Genomic DNA, 17760 nt, shown 5'->3' on the forward strand with positions numbered 1-17760 from the left:
GTTTTTTTTACACCTGAACGTTACTGAGCCTTGGTCTCAGTAGCCGTCGCAGGTTTGGCCGCCGGCTTCTTCACCGGCTCGGCCTTTTTCGCCGGAGCCTTGGCCGGGGCTTTTTTAGCCGGTGCCTTGGCGGCCGGTTTTTTCGCCGCTGGCTTGGCCGCCGCTTTCTTGGCCGGCTCGACTTTCGCCGGGGCAGGCGCGGGTGGTTCTACCGGGGCCGGCGCTGGAGCAGGTGCGGGCGCAGGAGGCGGGGCTACCGGCTCGGGTGCCTTGACCGGCTCCGGCTTCTTGTCGTCATCCGAGCCACCGAACAGGTTGCTGAAGAAGTTGCCCTTCTTCGCCGCCACCGCGCCAGCGGCAGCCGCCGCGGCCGGGGCGACCTTCGGTGGTTCGAAGGATTTGCCTGCAGCCAGGTCTTCAACCTGGCTGGCGGCACGTTGACCGCTGCGCAGCGCGCCTTCCAGCGTGCCTGGGTACATGGCGTCGGTGTGTTCACCGGCAAAGGCTACGCGCTGCAAGGGCTTTTCCCACAGGCGCCAGTATTTGCTGATCTGGCCCGGACCAAACGCCAGGTACGCGCCGCCCATGGACGGGTCGGTGCTGTAGCGACGAATTTCATAACCGGTGAACGCACCACGGGCCTGCGGATAAAACGCGTGCAGGCGGATCAGCACCTGGTCGACCATCTGCTTGTCGCCGAAGGCCTGCATCACCCGGGCGTTGTCGCCGGACAGGTTGATGACCACGTTGGCCCCGCCCTTCAGGGCCGGCTCGATCCACATCATGCCCAGGCCGGTATTGCTGTAGATCTCGCCCGACATGCGCGCCTTGCTGTCCCAGACCGGGGTCTTGAACTTGAGCATGATCTGGTCGCGCCAGCCATAGTTGGTGCCTTTGATCGCGCCTTGGTGCTGGGCGTCCAGGGCCGGGGTCAATTGGATCTTGTTCAACGCCCGCAGCGGCACCGCGAGTACGACGTAGTCAGCCTGGTAGCCGACGCTGCCGACCTTGACGGTGACGCCGTCCTTGTCCTGGGAAATGGCCGAAACCGGGGAGCCGGTCTTGATTGTTTTCAGTTGCTTGACGAATGCCTGGGCCAACACCGGGCTGCCCCCGAGCAGGCGCGAGGCGCGCAGGTCACGGTCGGACACGCCGCGATAGACGCGGTTCTGCTGGGCGAAATACAGCAGAGAGAGGCGCGACGGTTCGTCATAGCGCGTACGAATTTCCTGGTTGACCAATTGCCGCGCGGTGGCAGGCAGTTGCAGGCGGTCGAGCCAGTTGGACACGGTGATCTGGTCGAGCGCATGCAGCGTGCTGGTGGCCGCCGGGTTCAGCGGATCGTCGATGGAGCGCGCCAATTCGTCCAGGGTGGTCTCGTAGCGCTTGAGCGCTTCGGCGGTGGCGGGTTGCTTGGTCGCCAGGTCAGCGGCGGTGAAATAAGTGCCGTCGATCAGGTAACTCGGGGTACGCACGAATTCCGGGGCCGGGGTGGTGCTCAGCTTGAACGTCGAAACGTATTTATTCAGCACAGGCTGAGTCTTTTCGTTGCCGATCCACTCACTGGTGGCCATGCCCGAACGGCCGCCCAGGCTCGGCTTGGCTTCCAGCAGGGTCACGGCCCAGCCCTTGTTCTGCAGCTCATAGGCCGCCGTCAGTCCGGCCAGCCCACCGCCAATGACGATGGCCGTCGGTTGCTTGTCCTTGGCCAGCGCCGAAACGCTGAACAGCCCTATCATCACCAGCGCACAGGCGCGCAGCCAACCAGCAGACATTCAGCGAACTCCGGAATAAAGCGTAAGAATTTTCGATTTTTCGAGCCAGTCGGCTCTCGGTCTTTCGAGCCAGTCGGCTCAGGAACGGCGAAGAATACGTCAGCCATCAAAACGCCGCCAGCGACGTCTATCGCCTGGCTCAAAGTAGCGACAACGACACAATGGGTTGTCCGCCGGGCCGCCATTGCATAGGCTTGCGCGATTGTTTTGCCCGCGCCCGCCGCGAGCCGCCTCGAGGAGACTGTACATGGGCCTGAATAACCAGTGGATGCAACGCGATCTCGCGGTACTGTGGCACCCCTGCACCCAGATGAAAGATCACGAACAGCTGCCGCTGATCCCTATCAAGCGCGGCGAAGGCGTGTGGCTGGAAGACTTCGAAGGCAAGCGCTACCTCGACGCGGTGAGTTCGTGGTGGGTCAACGTATTCGGCCACGCCAACCCGCGCATCAACCAACGCATCAAGGATCAGGTCGATCAGTTGGAGCATGTGATCCTCGCCGGCTTCAGCCACCAGCCGGTGATCGAGCTGTCCGAGCGCCTGGTGAAGATGACGCCCGAAGGCCTGACCCGGTGCTTCTACGCCGATAACGGCTCGTCGTGCATCGAAGTGGCGATGAAGATGAGCTTTCACTACTGGATCAATCGCGACCAGCCCGCCAAGAAACGCTTCGTCACCCTGAGCAACAGCTACCACGGTGAAACCATCGCCGCGATGTCAGTGGGCGACGTGCCGTTGTTCACCGAGACCTACAAGGCGCTGCTGCTGGACACGATCAAAGTGCCGAGCCCCGACTGTTATCACCGCCCCGAAGGCATGGGTTGGGAGGAGCATTCGCGGAATATGTTCGCCGCCATGGAGCAGACCCTGGCCGAGCACCACGACACGGTGGCGGCGGTGATTGTCGAGCCGCTGATCCAGGGCGCCGGCGGCATGCGCATGTATCACCCGGTGTACCTGAAGCTGCTGCGCGAGGCCTGCGATCGCTATGGCGTGCACCTGATCCACGACGAAATCGCCGTCGGCTTCGGCCGCACCGGGACGATGTTTGCCTGTGAACAGGCCGGTATCACACCGGATTTCCTTTGCCTGTCCAAGGCTTTGACCGGCGGCTACCTGCCGCTGGCGGCGTGCATGACCACCGATGACGTCTACAGCGCGTTCTACGATGACTACCCGACCCTGCGCGCCTTCCTCCATTCCCACAGCTACACCGGCAACCCGCTGGCCTGCGCCGCTGCCCTGGCGACGTTGGATATTTTCGAAGAAGACAACGTCATCGAAACCAACAAGGCGCTGGCCCAACGCATGGCGAGCGCCACCGCGCACCTGGCCGATCACCCGAACGTTGCGGAGGTGCGCCAGACCGGCATGGTGCTGGCCATCGAGATGGTCAAGGACAAGGCCAGCAAAACCGCTTATCCGTGGCAGGAGCGCCGTGGCCTGGCGGTGTTCCAGCATGCCCTGGAGCGCGGCGCGTTGCTGCGGCCGCTGGGCAGCGTGGTGTATTTCCTGCCGCCGTATGTCATCACGCCGGAGCAGATTGATTTCCTGGCTGAAGTGGCCAGTGAAGGCATCGACATCGCCACCCGGGACAAGGTCAGCGTGGCAGTGCCGAAGGACTTCCATCCGGGCTATCGCGATCCGGGCTGACGCTGCGATGAACGGTTGGAACACTGTTGTGGCGAGGGGATAAATCCCCTCGCCACAGGTTTAACTATTTAGAGATTCGAAATGAGACTGTCCCGCTTCTTCATCGACACCCCCCTGAGCCTCGGCGATCACGAATTGCCCGAAGCCCAGGCCCACTACATCGGTCGGGTGCTGCGTATGGCCGAGGGCGATGCGGTGCAGGTATTCGACGGCTCCGGCCAGGAATTCCGCGGCACCTTGGCCGAGGTCGGCAAGAAACGCGTGCGCGTGCAACTCGACGAGCAGTTTGCCGGACAGCCTGAATCGCCCCTGCGCATCCACCTCGGCCAGGGTCTGTCCCGGGGCGAACGCATGGACTGGGCGATCCAGAAGGCCACTGAACTGGGGGTCAGCGAGATCACGCCGATCTTCACCGAGCGCTGCGAAGTACGTCTCAAGGACGAGCGCGCCGACAAGCGCCTGCTGCATTGGCGCCAGGTGGCGATCAGCGCCTGCGAGCAATGTGGGCGCTCCACCGTGCCGGTGATCCATCCGCCACTGTTGCTGGCCGACTGGTTGAAGCAGGCCGAGGCCGAATTGAAGCTGGTGCTGCACCCGGTGGCCGATCCACTGGTCAGCCATGCCAAGCCTTCGACCCTGGCGTTCCTGATCGGTCCCGAAGGCGGGTTGTCGGATGCCGAAGTCGAGCAGGCCAAGACCGCCGGCTACCACGCCGCCCGCCTCGGCCCCCGCGTGCTGCGTACCGAAACCGCGCCGGTGGTGGCGTTGGCGGTGGCGCAGCAGTTGTGGGGGGATTTCTGAGACTCCGCGACCACTGAAGATCAACTGTGGGAGCGAGCTTGCTCGCGATTGCGGTGAATCAGTCGACACTTGCACAGGCTGACCCACCGTTATCGCGAGCAAGCTCGCTCCCACAGGAATCATCGGTGCAGCGCGATCACTGCACCGGCTCACTCGTCGGCTTGGCAATGATCGCCTTCAACTCGCTGGTCATCGGGAATTCCAGGTTCAAGCCCTTGGGCGGGATCGGCTGCTGGAACCAACGCTCATAGATCGCATTGATTTCCCCTGACTTGTACAGGTCCGCCAGGGTCGCGTTGACCAATGCGAGGAATTGCGGATCGTCCTTGCGCACCATGCAGCTGTAGATTTCCCGCGACTGTTCTTCCCCGACCACGACCCATTTGTGTGGATCGCGCGCCTTGGCCCTTTCACCGTAAAGCAGCGCGTCGTCCATGTAGAAAGCCGCTGCACGCCCGGTCTCGAGCATCTGGAAGGCTTCGCCGTGGTCCTTGGCACTGATGACGAACATGTCGACCTTGTTGTCCTGGTTGTAGCTCTTCAGGAACCGCTCGTTGGTCGTGCCGGCGGTGGTCACCACATTCTTGCCGCGCAGGTCGGCGAAGCTGTGGATGCCGCTGTCCTTGGCCGTCAACAGTTGGCCCTTCACGTAAATGAAACCGTAGGAAAACGCCACTTGCTTCTGCCGCTCGGCGGTCACGCCGGTGGAACCGCACTCCAGGTCCACGGTGCCGTTCTGCACCAGCGGGATGCGTGTCTGGGACGTGACGAGGTTGTACTTCACGTTCAGTTGCGGCAATGCCAATTGTTGCTGGATGCGCGCGACAATCTTGCCTGCCAGCTCCACCGAATAGCCCATCGGCTTGCCGCTGTTGTCCGCGACGTAGGAAAACGGCACCGAAGCGTCGCGATAGCCCAGGGTGATGCTCTTGCTGCTGGCGATCTTGCCCAGCGTGCCGGCCGGCGGCGCTTCATTGGCGAATGCCGCAGCGCTCAGCAGCAGGCTCAGGGTACAGCCGATCAACGTGATTTTTTGCATTGTTATTCTCCGTTGCGGGTGGGTCAGGCGGCGCGGGGCGTGAGGCCTCGCATGTCGATGGAAGGTGTACGTTGGCGGATCAGCTCACTGAGCAAGCGGCCGCTGCCGCAGGCCAGGGTAAAGCCCAAGGCACCATGGCCCAGGTTGAGCCACAGGTTGCGGTAGCCGGTGGCACCAATCAGGGGGACGCCGCTGGGCGTGGCCGGACGCATGCCCGCCCACTCGATAGCGCGTTCGTAATTCCCGGCCAGCGGCAAGGTGTCCATCGCCTGGCGCCGGATAAGGGCCAGGCGCCTGGGGTCCGGTGCCGGGTCGAAACCGACAATGTCGACCATCGCCGCCACCCTCAATTGTTCACCGATGCGAGCGTAGACCACCTTGCGGTCATAGTCGGTGATGCTCAGCTCCGGCGCCCGGTGCCGCGCCTCGATCGGTACCGTCAGGCTGTAGCCCTTGAGGGGATACAGCGACAATCGCAGCCCGGGTAATGCGAGCGCTGCGCTGCGATGACCCGCGGCGATCACCAAGGCGTCTACGTCCAGGCGATGTCTGCCCAGGTCGATTGCCTGCACCGTGCCATTGGCATGATGGAGAGCGGTCACCGCACGCCCTAGCAAAAACTCGCAGCGCCCCGAAGCCCGGAGCCGCGCCGCCAATTGCAGGCAGAACGCATGGCAATCGGCGGCCTCCTCGTCCGGCGTATAGATCCCGCCCACGAACGGCACGTCAGCCAGTGCCGGCTCCAGGCTCGCGCACTCCTCGGGGCCCAGTACTTGTTGATGATCAAGGTCAGACAGGCGCCGGCGGGCGTGCTCGAAATGGCCGGCATTTCGAAACGTCACCAACTTGCCGTTGCGCCGCCAGTCGAAGCCGTCGAGGCGATCCTCTTCGCGCCAACTCTGCAATGTCGCCTGGCTCAGCAACGCCAGGCGCAACAGGTGCTCACCGTTGCGGCGGTTGACCGAGGTCCGGCACGCCCCGATGAATGCCGCCATCCAGCGCCATTGGCCCGGGTCGAGGCGCGGGCGCAACTTCAGCGGCGAATCCGCGCGCAACATCCAGCCCAGGGCTTGCCACGGCACCCCGGCATCCGCCAGCGGCGTGACGTAGCGATAGGACAACTGCCCGCCATTGGCGAAGCTGGTTTCGCTGCCCAACGCGTCCCGAGCTTCGACAAGCGTGACGTCGACGCCTTCGCGAACCAGTGCATAGGCCGTCGCCAGCCCGATCACGCCGCCACCGATGATGCAAACCCGCTGAGCCATGTCCGTCTCGCACCTGTTTCGAATGGCCCAAGGTTAGGATCGGATGACAGCGCTCGAACAATGAATAAAGATGGGTCTCCTATAAACAAAGGTTATGGACTCGCCATGCGCCTTCGTCATATCGAGATTTTCCAGGCCATCCGCCAGACCGGCTCCATCAGCGGCGCCGCGCAGTTGTTGCATGTCTCCCAGCCGGCGGTGACCAAGGTGTTGCAGCATGCCGAGCAGCAGTTGGGCTTTGCGCTGTTCCTGCGGGTGCGCGGCAAGTTGCAGGCCACGCCCGAAGCGCTGGAGCTGGAGCGCGAAGTAGACAAGGTCAGCGAAAGCCTGCAAGGCGTGCGGCGCCTGGCCCAGAGCCTGCGCCGCGAGCCGGGGCACAGCCTGCGGATCGGCGCCACGCCGGCCTTGGCGCTGTCATTGCTGCCGACGGCGATTCATCAATGGACCCAACGTTACCCAGACATCATCTGCGAGTTATCCAGCGCCCACAGCCGCGAACTGACGCAGAACCTGCTGATGCGCGAAATCGACGTCGCCCTGACCCTGCAACCGCCCGATCACCCCGGCCTCAAGGCCCAGCCCCTGGCCAGCGGGGTGTTGGTTGCCCTGGCCCCCAGCGGCCATTGGCCCGAGGCGGCGATCGGCACGCCCATGCCGTTGCAGGCCCTGGCCGGCGCGCCGTTGATCGGCTTGTCCAGCACCGACCCGCTGTCAGCCAGGCTGGACGGCTACCTCAAGTCGGTGGAACCACCGCCACGCGTCAGCATTTCCGTACAGACCTATTCACTGGCCCGGGCCATGGTCGAATCCGGCGCCGGGCTGGCGGTGATCGACCCGTTCACGGCTTTAGGCGCTTCGCGCTCCTGCACGGCCATCCGGCCCTTGTCGCCGCCGCTGCCCATTTCCCTCTACGCGGTGACCCGGGCCAACGAGGCCCCGGTCCATACGATGGGCGCCCTGTTGGAGATCTTCGCCAGCCAGGCCAAGGCGCAACTGGATCGTCTGTTTGCGAGTGCTCAGAGCACGTAGAACAGGATCGCCACGAAATGCAGCAGGCTGCCAGCGATGACGAACAGGTGCCAGATGCCATGGGCATGGCGCAGGCGCTGGTCGAGGGCGAAAAAAATGATGCCCACCGTGTAAAGCACGCCGCCCGAAGCCAGCCAGGCGAACCCGGCGCTGCCCAGCGCCGCCAGCAACGGCTTGACCGCCACCAGGACGATCCAGCCCATCACCGCATAAATGACGATCGACAGGATCCGTGCTTCGGAGCGTGGCTTGATTTCCTGGAGGATGCCGATCACGGCCAGCCCCCAGACGATCCCGAACAAGGTCCAGCCCCACGGCCCGCGCAGCGTCACCAGGCAGAACGGCGTGTAGCTGCCGGCGATCAGCAGATAGATCGAAAAATGATCGACCTTTTGCATGATCGCTTTCTTGCGCCCACGCACGCTGTGGTACACCGTCGAGGCGCTGTACAGCACCAGCAAGGTGAACCCGTAGATCGCCACGCTGACGATCTTCCACGGATCGCCCGCCATCCCGGCAATCACCAGCAACCACACCGCGCCAATAAACGCCGCGACCGCCCCCACCAGGTGCGTCCAGGCGTTGAGTCGTTCCCCGTGATACATCCAATCCCACTCCATATTCCGAAACTGGCGCCAAGGCTCAGGCTTGGCGGGGCAAAGTGCAATGCCTTGTTCTCAAACCTGAAGACATCTTTGTGGCGAGGGGATTTATCCCCGCTGGGCTGCGAAGCGGCCCCAAATCCTGTCACCCCGGTGTGTCAGGCCGGTGGCATTCAGATGTATTGGGGCCGCTGCGCGGCCCAGCGGGGATAAATCCCCTCGCCACAGATTAACCCTCCAAAAAGAGTCGATTGGGGCACAATCAGCCCATACGAATAAGAGTCCGCCCCCCCCATGCTGATCGACGAAGAATTGACCCTGAAGAAACTCGAGGTGTTCCTGGCTTTCATGCGCACCGGCAACCTCGCGCGGGCGGCGGCCGAGTTGCAGACCAGCAACGTCAGCGTGCACCGGGCCATTCATTCGCTGGAGAGCGCCTTGCGTTGCCCGTTATTCAAGCACGAGGGCCGCAACCTCACGCCCTTGGAAAGCGCCTATGTATTGGAAGAGCGAGCGCAGAAACTGATCCAGGACGTGATCGAAAGCGTGCGCCTGACCCGCGAGGCGGCGGGTTTTTCCGCCGAGCGCTTCAAGCTTGGCTCGCTGTACTCGCTGACGGTCAAGACCGTGCCGCAGCTGATCATGGGCCTGAAGATCCGCCGCAGCGAACTCAATATCGACCTGATCATGGGTTCGAACATCGACCTCCTGTACAAGCTCAAGAACATGGAAGTCGATGCGATCCTGGTGTCGCTGGACGACAGCGTCAACGACCCGGACTGCGAACAGATCCAGCTGTTTTCCGATGACATCTTCCTTGCCACGCCGGCCGACTCACCCTTCGCCCAGCGCAGCGAAGTCGACCTGGCCGAAGTGCGCGACGAAACCTTCATCACCCTGACCCAGGGCTTCGCCACGCACCAGGACAGCAATCGGGTGTTCAAGCAGGCGGGGTTCGAGCCGAAGGTGGCGATGCAAGTCAACGATATCTTTACCCTGCTGAGCATGGTCAGCTCCGGGGTGGGTTATGCCCTGCTGCCGGGCAGGATCGCGGCGGTCTACGAAAACCGGGTGAAACTGATCCCGTTGCAGGAAAAGTACCGGTTGCAGCAGCACATCGGTGTGGTGTTCCTCAAGGCCAAGGAACGCGACCCGAACCTGCTGGCGCTGTTGGCGGAGTGCCGGATGTATGCCAATCGCCAGGTTTGAAACCTAGTTGTCCCCAATCGCGAGCAAGCTCGCTCCCACAGGGACACGCGGTCAACTGTGGGAGCGAGCTTGCTCGCGATGGCGACTCTCCTTTCAATAAGGATTCAAGCCCTACCCCATCAACCCCCGCATGATCAAAAACAACAACGAAGGCCCCAACAAGCACCCAAGCGCCGTATAGAACGCAGCCGTCAGGCAGCCATAGGGCACCAGCTTCGGATCGGTCGCCGCCAAGCCACCGGCCACGCCGCTGGACGTGCCCATCAACCCGCCGAAGATCACCGCACTACGCGGGTTGTTGAGGCCGATGAACGGCGCCACGAACGGCGTCGCCACCATCACCAGGATCGCCTTGATCAGCCCGGCGGCAATGGACAGCGCCATCACCTCGGAACTGGCGCCAATCGCTGCCCCGGTCACCGGCCCGACGATATAGGTCACCGCCCCGGCGCCGATGGTGGTCAGGCTCACCGAATCGGTATAACCGAAGGCCATCGCCACGCCGACACCGGCAATAAACGAAGTCCCGACCCCGACGAACAAGGCCAGCACGCCAACGAAACCGGCGCGCTTGAGTTCTTCGATACTGACGCCGAACGCCGTGGCGACGATGGCGAAGTCCCGCAGCATCGCACCGCCCAGCAGACCAATCCCGGACAGCAACGGAATGTCCACCACGCCCTTCTGCCCGCCCGTCATGGCCCCGCCGATGTATGAGAGCACCAGCCCCAGCAGGATGGCGATGGCCGAACCGTGCAAGCGACCTTTGGTGAACGTATTGCTGATCCAGTAGGACACCCACATCGTGATGCCGACAATGGCGAAACCGCTGATCAGGCCGTAGCCGGTGATGACTTTCATCATGGATTCGTACATGGCGGTCACCCTACCGTTTTCACGGACACGTTGGATTGAGGGTCCTTGTTGCCGATGCGCACCAGCACCGGCACCAACGCAAAGGCAATCACTACCGCCAGGGTTCCGGCCAGGATCGCCATCGGCCCGCCCTTCAACGCGCCATAAACGTTTTGCTGCGCCGCCATCGCCACCACGATCGGGATATAGATGGCGCTCCAGAATTCCACGCCGGCTTCGGACTTGCCCTTGAACAGGCCGCGCTTGCTCAGGTAACTGCCCAGGCCGATCAACAGCAGCATCGCAATGCCGACGCCACCGACGTTGGCCGGCACGCCAATCAGCTTGCCCAGCAGCTCACCGATGAAAATACCCGCCAGGGTACAAAAGGCCAGAAACGCCACACCGTAGATAATCATTGTCGTAGTCCTCAAAATGCATCGTCGAAGTTGTTGTTTTTGTGCTTCGCCAGCTTGAGTCGGTGTCTAGGGTTGGCGGAGTCCCTCCTCATGCAGCAGCGCTTGCAGCGTGTCGAGCCGCGCGCCGTCGAACGCCATGACGGTACCTTGCTCGAACACCCGGCGCGCCAGCCCGGTCAGCACTGCGCCGGGCGGCAATTCGATTTGCAGGCGCACGCCACGCTCGTAGGCGCTCTGCACCGTGCCGCGCCAATCGACGACCCGGCACATGTTGAACGCGAGATCGTCGCGCAACGCATCGGCCTTGATCACCGGACGAGCGCGGCTGCCGCTGAGATAGCCCAGCGCTGGTGCCTTCAACGGCACATCGGCGAATGCCTGGGCCAACGTCCGCGCCGGAGCCTCCAGCAACGGGCAATGGGATGGCACGCTCACCGCCAGTCGGCAGGCCTTGCCAGCGCCTTGCCGCCGGGCCTTCTCGGCGACGAGGCCCATGGCTTCGTCGCTGCCGGCAATGACCACCTGGTTGTCGGCGTTGATATTGGCCAGGTAAACCGGCGTTGTTTCACTGTGCACCTGCGCCAGCAAGGTTTCCACGGCGGCGAGGTCCAGGCCGATCATCGCCGTCATGCCGTAGCCTTGCGGGTAGGCCTGCTGCATCAGTTCGCCACGCAAGCTGACCAATCGCAGCGCATCGGCAAAATCCAGCGCACCGGCCACGACCGCCGCCGGATACGCGCCGATGGACAGTCCCGCGACGTAATCCGGCGCGAGGGCCTGCTCCAGCAGTCGACGAGCCGCCGCCACGCCGGCGATCAGCAGGCACAGCTGCACGGCGCGCGTCGATTGCAAGGCCTCGGCACTGTCCAATCGCAAGACGTCTTCATCCAGCACATCCCCCGCCTCGTCGAGAATCAGCGGCGCCAAGCCATGGAGCATGCCCACGCGCTGCGCACCCTGGCCGGGGAAGACGAAGAGGCTGCTCACGCGACCTGCTCCAGCGAAGATTGCCAAGGGTCATTCACCAGGCGCGCCTGGGTATCATCCTTGAGCAAGACCCGCCGCGATGAACCCGCCCACTCGCGCAGGGCCACGGCGCCGCAAGGCGTTTGCAACTGCATGTCCACGGCGCAGACCGAGGCATCCAGCAGCGCCAGCACTTCCTTGGCCTGGAGACGACCCAGACGCCGCGGCGTGCGCAGGATCAAATCCAGGTCGCTGCTTTCATGCAGCGCCTCGACCCCCGTGGCAAGCTCGAACCCAGCGCTGCCGCCCACACCCCAGGTCCAGCCACTGGCGTCGAGCAATGGCCGGAGCTGCGCCAGGGCGATCAGTGCCGGCAGGTCACGACGGGATTCGACACGGCAAAGCTCTTCCGGGCGCACCCGGCGCTGCACCGCAACCAACGGCATCGACGTGGCGTAACGCTGTTCGCGGGAGCGACCGCGCACGCCCACCGCGACATGCCCAGGCGAGGAAAGCGCACGGCGCACCACCACCGGTTGCCCGAGGTCCAGCGACTCGACGGCCCAGCCCGGCGCATCCGCAGGCAACTGCGAGGCAGTCATCCCCCAGAGCAGGTCATGGGCCAGGAACGTGCTCACCACTGCGCCCTCAGCAATTGGCGAACGGTGCTCGAAGCGGCGCGATGGGTCGAGCCCAGGCGATTGGTCAAATCCCGAGGTGCACCAGCCAGGTCATTGATCGCTTGTTGCAGGCAATCAATCACCCGGCCCAGATCCGCCGCCGTCGGCTGCTCGATCTGTTCCACCGACAGGGTTTCCCAGAGCAGCCCCAGGCTGGCGTAGCTGTCGATGTCATAGGCCATCGGCGGCACGCTGGCGGCCAGGGCTTCGAGTTCTTCGACACTGCGCAGGGTCACTCGCGCCGCCGAGGCCTTGCCCATGGCATGAACCATCACGCCCGGGTCGCGCAGGGCGATCAACCGGTTGGCCTGGTAGCCGTGGGCGAGGAACGCACCGGACATCGCCTTGCCCACCAGCAAGCCAATCACCGGATGCCCGGCCAATCGGGCGCGGGCATAACTGTCCGCCGCGCCGGCCAGCGCCTGGTGAATGCCGAGGGCTTCTTCGCGACGGCCGTAAGCCTGGCTGGGCACGTCGACTATGGCGACCAGCGCACGTTTGCGCGGCGCATTGCGGTCGGCTTCAATGGCATCGTCCACCGCCTTGGCGAGGCCCCAGCCTTCGAGCAAGCCGACTTCGCCGTTGCGTGCTCGAGGAAAACGGTTGGCGGGATCGGCCACCACGGCGAACAGGCGCGCAGTTTGTTCGCCCAGTTGGACATCGGCGACTTTCAGCGAAGCCGGCAGGCCGGCCAACGCCTCGGTACCACCGCTCAGGGCCTCGAACCAGCGCAGGCCTCTCAATGAATACGAAGTCATGGACGTTCTCCCTGATACAGCTGGCGAACCGCTGCCGGTTCGATTTGCACTTCGGTGTCCAAGCGGGCCAGGCGTTGCAGGAACAGTTCGGCCTGACCGCTGCGATGTTTGTCGGGCACACCCAAGTGCAATAGTTCTTTGACCTGCTGGCGAATCTGCGCGACGTCGTCGGCAGCGTATCGGTCCACCAATCCAGTGGCGTAACGCTGTTCGCCGCCGGTCAGGCTCCAGATGAACGGGCGATCGCGGGAGTCGTATTCTTCGAGGCCGGCTTCCTGCTCGATCACCTGAGGGCCGTTCAGGCCCAGCCGTGCTTCCTGGGTCACCAACAAGTAACTGCACAACCCGGCTGCGATCGACATGCCGCCAAAACAGCCGACGCTGCCGGCGACCACGCCCACCACTGGCTGGTACTGGCGCAGGTCGACGATTGCCGAGTGAATCTCGGCAATCGCCGCGAGCCCGAGGTTGGCTTCCTGCAACCGTACGCCGCCGGTTTCCAGCAGCAACACGGCGCGGGTCGGAATACCGTTGCGGTTGTCTTCAGCAGCCAGCTCCAGCGCCCCGGCGATTTTTGCCCCGCCGACTTCACCGAGGCTGCCACCCTGGAACGCGCCTTCGATGGCAGCCACGACAACCGGCAGACCGTCGAGGTTGCCCTTGGCGATCACTACGCCGTCGTCGCTCTGCGGCACCACGCCCTGGCGTAGCAGCCACGGCGACATGACGCGCTGGAACGGATCGAGCAGTTCACGGAACGTTCCCTTGTCGAGCAAGGCCCTGGCCCGTTGCCGGGCACCGAGTTCGACGAAGCTGTGCTTGTTGAGCAACGCTGCGCTGTTAGTCATGGCCGATCTCCTCGAAACCTTGCTCCAGGCGCAGACGCACCACGCCGGGGGTGGCGCCGAAATCATGGATGTCGATGCTCATTGCCGGCGGCGTCTGGCCGTCGAACATGCGGGTGAACAAATGCTGCCAGCGTTGCTCGCTGCCGTTGACCGAGGTCTGCACGTGGATGGTCAATTTGCCCGCCAGTCCCGGTTCGATCAGCACTTCCAGGTCGCCCGAACCGACGCAACCCACCAGCGCCCGGCCCCGTGGCGGCTGCCCGGCGGGGAATTCAAAGGATAAGATTTCCATCAGCAAGCTCCTGGGAAGAGGCCATCGCCGCGTTCGATACGGTCGAGAAACAGGCAGGCGGCGAGCAAGTCGGCAGCACCGCCGGGCGAGGCGTTCAAGGCAATCAGTTGTTGGTCCAGCGCATGAAGTTGGCGACGACCGCCCAGGCTCGCACTGCCACCGGCATCGAGCACCGCTTTGGCGCCGTGCTGCATGGCCTGCAAACCGGCTTCGCCAGCGCGGTAGAGCACGCAGGTGTCGGCCAGGGTGGTCATGATTGCCAGCAAAGCATCGAGCCGGGCGTTCTGTTCGCCCGCACCCGCCGCGCGACTGCGCTTGAGTTGCGGCAGGCCCAGGCCGGTCACCGCCGGGAATGCCAGTTGCGCTTCCTCCCGGGCACCGCGCACGCCGTAGCGTTGGGCGACCTGGGCGCCATGGCTGAGGGGTTGCGGTGCATAACGGTCATTGAGCAAGGCCAGGCGTGCGGCACGTAAAGTGACGGCACTGGCAACACTGGATTCAGCTTCCAGCGCCGCCGCCGCTACGAGCAGGCCCAAGGCCCAGATTGCGCCACGGTGGGTATTCACGCCGCCCGTGGTCACCAGCATCGCGGCTTCACCTTCCCGGCCGATCCGGCCGAGGGCTTCGCGCAGTGGCAGGCCGATCTCGCCGCAGTCGAGGGCGGCCTCGGCCATTTCCTTGAAAGCCGGCCACAATGACAACGCCGAAGCGTGCATCAGGCCCAGGTGCAAATCGGTGTGGGCACCGCTGCCGCGACGGTCCACCAGCGCCGGTTTCGGCGAGAGGTCGGCCTCGTCGATCAACGCGTCCACCGCGAGGTCGGCCAGACGTTCAGCCAGGGAGATTGGCTTGGGTTGCAGATTTAAGGCGCGCATTTACCAGCTCCTGAACTTGGCGGGCGGGTTGTAGAGGCCACCGGACCACTCCACCAGGTCGGCCACGCTCTTGGCCGCGAGCAATTCGCGGGTGGCGTCGGTGCGGCGGATTCCGAGGTCTTCGGGCAAGGCGATCAGCCCTTCGCGGCGCATGCGCGCGGTGTCTTTCGGATCATGGCGCAAGCCGATGGCCGTCACTCCGGCCACGGCGGCGATCATTGCCTGGCGCTCTTCGAGAGAGCGGGCCTTGTACAGGTAGGCGATGCCTTCCTCGGTCAGCAGGTGGGTAACGTCGTCGCCGTAGATCATGATCGGCGCCAACGGCATGCCGGCTTTCTTCGCCACGTCCACCGCGTCGAGGGTGTCGACGAAGGTCGGCTTGCCGCCCTCCTGGAACGTCTCGACCATCTGCACCACCAGCTTCTTGCCGCGTTCGAGCAACGGCGCTTCACCGTCACCGTGACGCATATCGAGCCAGGCCGGCGTGCCGTGACGACGACCGCGCGGATCATGGCCCATGTTCGGCGCCCCGCCGAAGCCGGCCAAGCGGCCCCGGGTCACGGTGGAGGAATGACCGTCGCCGTCCACTTGCAGGGTGGCGCCGATGAACAGGTCCACCGCGTACTGCCCGGCCAGTTGGCAGACCATGCGGTTGGAGCGCAGCGAGCCGTCATGGCCGGTGAAGAATACGTCGGGCCGGGCGGCGATGTAGTTTTCCATGCCCAATTCGGTGCCGAAGCAATGCACACTTTCGACCCAGCCGCTTTCGATGGCCGGAATCAGCGTCGGATGCGGATTGAGCGTCCAGTTGCGGCAAATCTTGCCTTTCAGGCCGAGGGATTCGCCGTAGGTCGGCAGGATCAACTCGATGGCGGCGGTATTGAAACCAATACCGTGGTTGAGGGACTGGACGTTGTGTTTTTCGTAGATCCCGCGGATCGCCATCATCGCCATCAGCACGTGTACAGGCTTGATATGACGCGGGTCGCGGGTGAACAGCGGCTCGATGTAGAACGGCTTGTCGGCCACCACCACGAAATCCACCCAGGACGCCGGGATATCCACACGCGGCAGCTCGCTGACGTCGTCCACCAATTGGTTGACCTGGACGATGACGATGCCATCGCTGAAGGCCGCCGGCTCGATCAGCGCGGGCGTGTCCTCGGTACTCGGGCCGGTGTAGATATTGCCGGCGCGGTCGGCCATGAAACCGGCCGAGAGCACGACGTTGGGAATCAGGTCCACCACCAGCCGCGCATAGAGCTCGATGTAGGTGTGGATCGCGCCGATTTCCAGCAAGCCGTCTTCCAGCAATTGGCTGATGCGCAGGCTCTGGGTACCGGCGAAGGAGAAATCGAGCTTGCGGGCGATGCCGCGTTCAAACAGGTCCAGGTGCTCGGAACGACCGACACTGGGCATGATCATGTGCAGATCGTGCAGCTTTGACGGATCGGCCTTGGCGAGGGAGCGGGAAAGGAAATCCGCCTGCTTCTGGTTATTGCCCTCCAACACCACGCGGTCGCCGGGCAGGATCAAGGCCTCCAGCGCCGCAACGATTTTATCGGTGGGCAACACCACGCCATCGGCAAGGCCCTTGACCAACGCCAGGCGCCGCTGCTTTTCGCTGCGCCGCCGCGTCCATCGCGAGTCGGGGGATATTGTTGTTGTCATGACCACTCCACGGGTTCGCTGTCGTGGAGGTCACATTAGGAGTGTTGTGGCGCGGGCATCAATCAAGCTCGACGGCGGATCGTTACGGTGGGAGTAACGAATTCCTGAGCGGGTACAAATTCTTGTGGAAGCGAGCTTACTCGCGATGACGATGGGTCAAGCATGCTGACTGTTCTGCCACCATCACGAGCAGGCTCGCACCACAGGAGTCCATGTGATTACAGCGAATTAGCGAAGCAGCCTCAAACCAACGCCTTTCATAAACAACCGCTGGTCGAATTGAGGCTTCAAACTGTCAGTCCTGACAGTAGCCAACCTGCCAGTTACAGCGCCGAATAGGCTGCGCCGCGATCTTTAATGTCCGGTTTCTTCGGCAAGGTCAAAAAAGCGCTGACTGGAGAGAAACACCATGAACGACAACGAATACGGGCACGACTTTGAAGATGGAAAACGCAACGGCTGGGAAAATGATATTGGCTCCCTGGATGGGACGCTCAAGTCGGAACAAGACCCAGGCGGCAAGAAGAATACCTTCTGGTCCGGCAAGCTGGAATACAGACCCCCATCAACGTTTCAGCCATCTCTCGCCAAGATGTTTACCTTTCCAGAACCAAAGCAAGACAAAGGTTTTCTTCTCACATCCTTCAGATACCGCGTTCACCCACCGGAGGCGGGGGAAGCAGAAACGATCAGAGTCATAGTTACTGCAAACGTATCGCTGGGCTTTTCCGCTTTTTGGATATATCCGAGCACGCCAACCGGTACGTGGCTCCCGAGTGATCTAATTGCGGTTTCCTACTCTGGTACCGGGGCCCATGTCGTGATCGGTACGGATTTCGGGGAGTCTGGTGTGTCCCGTAAGCTGGACATCGATGACATCAAGGTCGAGCGGGTTCCCGATAAATAGACAATCACGAAAGGTCGCCTGGCTTTGCAGGTTTTTACCCAGGGGGACCCGTTCCCCCGTCGCGGTTTTTGGTAACCCGATATATCAAGTTGAATAATTACCTTGTGGGAGCGGG

The 17760-nt window shown here is 63.2% G+C and carries 18 protein-coding genes; 5 read left to right on the plus strand and 13 right to left on the minus strand.

The genetic code is table 11. The features are described from left to right. Positions 1-20 precede the first annotated feature (20 nt). Positions 21-1775 carry a flavin monoamine oxidase family protein gene (locus JMN22_RS21570; RefSeq protein WP_198796861.1) on the minus strand — a complete coding sequence of 585 codons (1755 nt, stop codon included), beginning with the start codon at positions 1773-1775 and terminating at the stop codon, positions 21-23. A gap of 247 nt (positions 1776-2022) precedes the next feature. On the opposite strand from JMN22_RS21570, the gene JMN22_RS21575 reads away from it, so the two are divergent. Beyond that, on the plus strand, positions 2023-3429 hold the full coding sequence (locus JMN22_RS21575) for an adenosylmethionine--8-amino-7-oxononanoate transaminase (protein ID WP_198796862.1): 1407 nt from the start codon (positions 2023-2025) through the stop codon (positions 3427-3429). Positions 3430-3510: 81 nt separating this feature from the next. Further along, the gene (locus tag JMN22_RS21580) at positions 3511-4230 is read left to right on the plus strand and encodes a 16S rRNA (uracil(1498)-N(3))-methyltransferase (protein WP_030137879.1); all 720 of its coding nucleotides are present in this window, start codon (positions 3511-3513) and stop codon (positions 4228-4230) included. A 136-nt stretch (positions 4231-4366) separates the two neighbouring features. Here JMN22_RS21580 and JMN22_RS21585 read toward each other — a convergent pair whose 3' ends face one another. Both JMN22_RS21585 and JMN22_RS21590 read right to left on the minus strand, forming a co-directional pair. After that, the gene (locus tag JMN22_RS21585) at positions 4367-5269 is read right to left on the minus strand and encodes a transporter substrate-binding domain-containing protein (RefSeq protein ID WP_030137880.1); all 903 of its coding nucleotides are present in this window, start codon (positions 5267-5269) and stop codon (positions 4367-4369) included. A gap of 23 nt (positions 5270-5292) precedes the next feature. Further along, complete coding sequence (locus tag JMN22_RS21590) at positions 5293-6534, minus strand: D-amino acid dehydrogenase (RefSeq protein WP_198796863.1); 1242 nt, start codon at positions 6532-6534, stop codon at positions 5293-5295. A 105-nt stretch (positions 6535-6639) separates the two neighbouring features. On the opposite strand from JMN22_RS21590, the gene JMN22_RS21595 reads away from it, so the two are divergent. Continuing rightward, the gene (locus JMN22_RS21595) at positions 6640-7563 is read left to right on the plus strand and encodes a LysR family transcriptional regulator (protein WP_198796864.1); all 924 of its coding nucleotides are present in this window, start codon (positions 6640-6642) and stop codon (positions 7561-7563) included. Here the strand turns inward: JMN22_RS21595 and trhA are convergent. Next, on the minus strand, positions 7551-8168 hold the full coding sequence (trhA, locus tag JMN22_RS21600; protein ID WP_030137883.1) for a PAQR family membrane homeostasis protein TrhA: 618 nt from the start codon (positions 8166-8168) through the stop codon (positions 7551-7553). The genes JMN22_RS21595 and trhA overlap by 13 nt on opposite strands. A 291-nt stretch (positions 8169-8459) precedes the next feature. Between trhA and JMN22_RS21605 the strand changes: the two genes are divergently transcribed. Beyond that, positions 8460-9374: a LysR family transcriptional regulator gene (locus tag JMN22_RS21605; RefSeq protein ID WP_198796865.1), complete on the plus strand. Its 915-nt coding sequence runs from the start codon at positions 8460-8462 to the stop codon at positions 9372-9374. A 111-nt stretch (positions 9375-9485) separates the two neighbouring features. Here JMN22_RS21605 and madM read toward each other — a convergent pair whose 3' ends face one another. The 9 genes from madM to mdcA form a co-directional block, all read right to left on the minus strand. After that, positions 9486-10250, minus strand: a complete 765-nt coding sequence (gene madM, locus JMN22_RS21610) for a malonate transporter subunit MadM (protein ID WP_030137885.1) — start codon at positions 10248-10250, stop codon at positions 9486-9488. Positions 10251-10255: 5 nt separating this feature from the next. Then, positions 10256-10648: a malonate transporter subunit MadL gene (madL, locus tag JMN22_RS21615; protein ID WP_030137886.1), complete on the minus strand. Its 393-nt coding sequence runs from the start codon at positions 10646-10648 to the stop codon at positions 10256-10258. A gap of 66 nt (positions 10649-10714) precedes the next feature. Next, the gene (gene mdcH, locus JMN22_RS21620; protein WP_198796866.1) at positions 10715-11635 is read right to left on the minus strand and encodes a malonate decarboxylase subunit epsilon; all 921 of its coding nucleotides are present in this window, start codon (positions 11633-11635) and stop codon (positions 10715-10717) included. Beyond that, on the minus strand, positions 11632-12255 hold the full coding sequence (locus tag JMN22_RS21625; RefSeq protein WP_198796867.1) for a malonate decarboxylase holo-ACP synthase: 624 nt from the start codon (positions 12253-12255) through the stop codon (positions 11632-11634). Before JMN22_RS21625 ends, mdcH begins: the two co-directional genes overlap by 4 nt. Next, entirely contained in the window at positions 12249-13052 is an 804-nt protein-coding gene (gene mdcE / locus JMN22_RS21630) for a biotin-independent malonate decarboxylase subunit gamma (protein ID WP_198796868.1), read from the minus strand. The genes JMN22_RS21625 and mdcE overlap by 7 nt, the downstream gene beginning before the upstream one ends. Further along, positions 13049-13900: a biotin-independent malonate decarboxylase subunit beta gene (locus tag JMN22_RS21635; protein ID WP_198796869.1), complete on the minus strand. Its 852-nt coding sequence runs from the start codon at positions 13898-13900 to the stop codon at positions 13049-13051. The genes mdcE and JMN22_RS21635 overlap by 4 nt, the downstream gene beginning before the upstream one ends. Continuing rightward, a complete protein-coding gene (locus JMN22_RS21640) occupies positions 13893-14192 on the minus strand; it encodes a malonate decarboxylase subunit delta (protein ID WP_198796870.1) in 300 nt (99 codons plus the stop codon). Before JMN22_RS21640 ends, JMN22_RS21635 begins: the two co-directional genes overlap by 8 nt. Continuing rightward, positions 14192-15067: a triphosphoribosyl-dephospho-CoA synthase gene (locus tag JMN22_RS21645; protein ID WP_030137892.1), complete on the minus strand. Its 876-nt coding sequence runs from the start codon at positions 15065-15067 to the stop codon at positions 14192-14194. Before JMN22_RS21645 ends, JMN22_RS21640 begins: the two co-directional genes overlap by 1 nt. Continuing rightward, positions 15068-16738, minus strand: coding sequence for a malonate decarboxylase subunit alpha (gene mdcA, locus JMN22_RS21650; RefSeq protein WP_198796871.1), 1671 nt, complete (start codon positions 16736-16738; stop codon positions 15068-15070). A 409-nt stretch (positions 16739-17147) separates the two neighbouring features. Here mdcA and JMN22_RS21655 point away from each other — a divergent pair, with 409 nt between their 5' ends. Continuing rightward, positions 17148-17645 carry a hypothetical protein gene (locus JMN22_RS21655; RefSeq protein WP_198796872.1) on the plus strand — a complete coding sequence of 166 codons (498 nt, stop codon included), beginning with the start codon at positions 17148-17150 and terminating at the stop codon, positions 17643-17645. Positions 17646-17760 lie beyond the last annotated feature (115 nt).

The organism is Pseudomonas sp. HB05, assembly GCF_016756915.1.
Classification (GTDB): domain Bacteria; phylum Pseudomonadota; class Gammaproteobacteria; order Pseudomonadales; family Pseudomonadaceae; genus Aquipseudomonas; species Aquipseudomonas alvandae.